General features: G+C 47.1%; 3 protein-coding genes. 1 reads left to right on the top strand and 2 read right to left on the bottom strand.

The window, feature by feature from the left end:
- The first annotated feature begins 875 nt into the window (after positions 1-875).
- Positions 876-1,667 (top strand): hypothetical protein, encoded by a 792-nt coding sequence (locus tag KDK18_RS09360; protein WP_257254638.1) that lies wholly within the window; start codon positions 876-878, stop codon positions 1,665-1,667.
- A 147-nt stretch (positions 1,668-1,814) separates the two neighbouring features.
- Here KDK18_RS09360 and KDK18_RS09365 read toward each other — a convergent pair whose 3' ends face one another.
- Both KDK18_RS09365 and KDK18_RS09370 read right to left on the bottom strand, forming a co-directional pair.
- A complete protein-coding gene (locus KDK18_RS09365; protein WP_257254639.1) occupies positions 1,815-2,066 on the bottom strand; it encodes a YheV family putative zinc ribbon protein in 252 nt (83 codons plus the stop codon).
- 100 nt (positions 2,067-2,166) lie between these two features.
- The coding region (locus tag KDK18_RS09370) for a M3 family metallopeptidase (protein WP_257254640.1) at positions 2,167-3,021 on the bottom strand (855 nt) is incomplete at its 5' end.

Here is a 3,021-nt window from a genome sequence, read left to right on the forward strand (position 1 = left end):
GCAGTTTTTATCAAAAGAAAGAGAGCTAGCGCGTGCTGCATCATTCCCTTACATCCCCTGACTGTCCGCCCAGACAGGCGGTGACTTTTTGTTATTATCCAGCAGACCCAAGTCTTGCTTTCAGAGGTGTTGGAGCAGTAAGCGTTATGGCCTGGACGTTCCAGAGCCACGCTTACTGACTTAATTGATTGCCGCTACTACACAGGAGCCATTACAGCATCTTGCCTGAAAACTTCAGTGCACTTTAACCATCAGAGCTTTCGACGACAGAACCTTCAGTCAAACATCGGCCTTTAGTTTGTTTTACCCTTCAGAGGAAAACAAACCAGCACTGCCCATGGTTGCCTGCCGATACTCAGAGTGCCAATATCCAATCGCAAGAGACCACTCAGTAACTGACAATGTCATACTACTTCGGACCCAACCTGCAAAACCCAAAACACAGGAACATCCTGCAAATACTAATACCCTTCAGACGCATCTCGTAAGACATTTAGTCTGACAACAATCGCTCAATGAGTATAGTCCCAGTACCTCATTAAACAACATGATTGCACAAAATGAAAAGAGTCTTTTCAAAAAACATCTTAAACTAAAATGTCACTTGTCGTTTAAATAAGTTATAAGAAATTTAATAGAAAGAAAACTTTTTTGAGCTTCATTCTGATGACTTTTCTGAGCCACCTCAGTTCTGTGTCGCTTATGACAGCTCTAAAATCCATTCAACTGAAAAACAAAATCTTCATTACGCCATAAAGTGATCTCTTCAGAATCATTTCTTCAAGCACATATAGTGCGTCATTTTTTTGACTACACAAGCGCTTGCACTTTTTCATTTTCATCGTGATTTACAGTCTTTTTTTAATTCTAATTTAATGAATAAAAGATCTTATTATTATGAAAAAGAGGTATTTAAAAAGGCTTGTGTTCTGATTGGCACTATGGTCTTTTTAACACCTTCAAGGTGGCGTTGCAGTACCCCAATTAATAGCAACCGCAACGGAGACGAGACAATCATGGACGTGCAGGCAATCAGCAATCTGATCGATTGCGCCCGAAAGCATGAAGAAGGCTCAGGCCACCTTCAGTCGCTTGTCTGTCAGCAGGTGGAGTATTTGCACCACACGATCGAACTTCCCGAAGACATGGCCAGTGAAACACTGCTGAAATTTGCAGTTGAATACATTGACCATATACCTGACTTTCTTGAAGCACTGGACCAGGCTTCAAAGGAACTGGATATTGAGGCTTTCATATCCCCGTTTCTGAGCATTGCCGAAGAAAACTTTCTTGCACCGGTTCTACAGTCCCAAAATAATGTGGGACTGTTTGATCTGCTCGATAAAGCCTACTTTACTCATCGCCTGATTGAAGAAGTAAACGACAGTTACCTGTCCCGAATCGGCTGTACCCTGATCCCGATGAACATGACCTGGGCCAACCTGATCATCCATGCCATTCTGGGTGAAGAGTTCGGCAATGAGCTGGACAAAATTGCTGAGCAGACGGCAAGACATATGATGCGTTCACAGGAGCTATACAATGATCGTATGCTCAAGGACTTCGCCAATAAGCGTAATCCGGAGCAGTGGGTATCAACCTGGTCAAAATGGAATTGCCTGTCCAGCCGGATGGGCATTGAACTGAAGTTTACGTCAGCAGCCTGACCCTGAACGCTGACGATTGAAGTAGACGTTAATGCAGAGGACTGTATTTGAAAGTCGCTTGTTAAACCCCGACAGCCATGGTGCTTCACTAAAGCAAAGCACCTCAGCAGGAATGGTTTATGACAACGTCTGATTTCGAACTCCAGGTTATTGATCCAGTATTCGTACGATCTGAACACCCTTGTCCTTGTTAGCATCATCATCCGACTCACCACCTTCCGGGGAGACCCTCGTCACTGGAGGCTTCCCCGCAAGAGAAGGGTCTTTTTCCATCACATCCGAATAATGGCAATCCACGCACTCGCGATAGTTTTCACCGTTCTCAGTGTACATTCTCACCGAATCCTGCCGACCACAGGAAGGGCAGACGGCTCCGGCAATAAATCTTTTCGTTGTCATAACTCTGAGGCCTACAGCGCATAGATGACCATGGCGCATAAAAAAATAACGAGGCTTCAAGACCCGGTGGCCTCAAAACCTTTGACTCATGATCGTCTGATCAGGAGATACCCGAATGGCGCAGCAAGGCATCCACTTCTGGCTCACGGCCCCGGAAATTCACAAACAGCTCCATCGGCTCGGCTGAACCGCCTTTTTCCAGAATTTCCTCAAGAAAGGACTCACCGGTCTGGCGGTTGAATATACCTGCTTCCTCAAATCGTGAAAATGCATCCGCAGACAGCACCTCAGCCCATTTGTAGCTGTAGTAGCCCGCCGCATACCCCCCCGCAAAAATATGACTGAAGCCATGCTGGAAACGATTGAAGGCCGGAGGCGTGACCACAGACACTTGGCTGCGAACTTCATCCAGTACCGATTGAACCGTTTTCCCTTCGCTATCGCTCTTTAAGAAGTCTTTATGCAGTCTGAAATCAAAGAGCGAGAACTCCAGCTGACGCACCATCATCATGGCGGACTGGAAGTTTTTAGCGGCCAGCAGCCTGTCCAACTTATCCTTTGGCAGGGGTTCACCTGTTTCAAAGTGGCCGGAGATAAGAGCCAGACTTTCTTCTTCCCAGCACCAATTCTCAAGGAACTGACTGGGCAGTTCTACCGCATCCCAGGCTACGCCATTGATTCCGGATACTGCAGAATAATCAACCCGGGTCAGCATATGATGCAGGCCGTGACCAAACTCATGGAACAGGGTCACCACTTCATCGTGTGTCAGCAGGGCAGGTTGGTTCCCAACCGGTGGCGTGAAGTTGCAAGTCAGGTAGGCCACTGGCAGCTGGACTTTGTCGCCAATCTTGCGACGCACCCGGCACTCACCCATCCAGGCACCGCCCCGCTTGTGTTCACGGGCATAAAGGTCGAGATAGAATCGACCAATCACACCGCCATCACGAATGAC

The sequence above is a fragment of the Endozoicomonas sp. SESOKO3 genome, assembly GCF_024606255.1.

Excerpts from the sequence above, each read along its gene's own strand:
- KDK18_RS09360 (WP_257254638.1), top strand. The coding sequence starts at position 876 with ATGAATAAAAGATCTTATTATTATGAAAAAGAGGTATTTAAAAAGGCT.
- KDK18_RS09365 (WP_257254639.1), bottom strand. The coding sequence starts at position 2,066 with ATGACAACGAAAAGATTTATTGCCGGAGCCGTCTGCCCTTCCTGTGGT.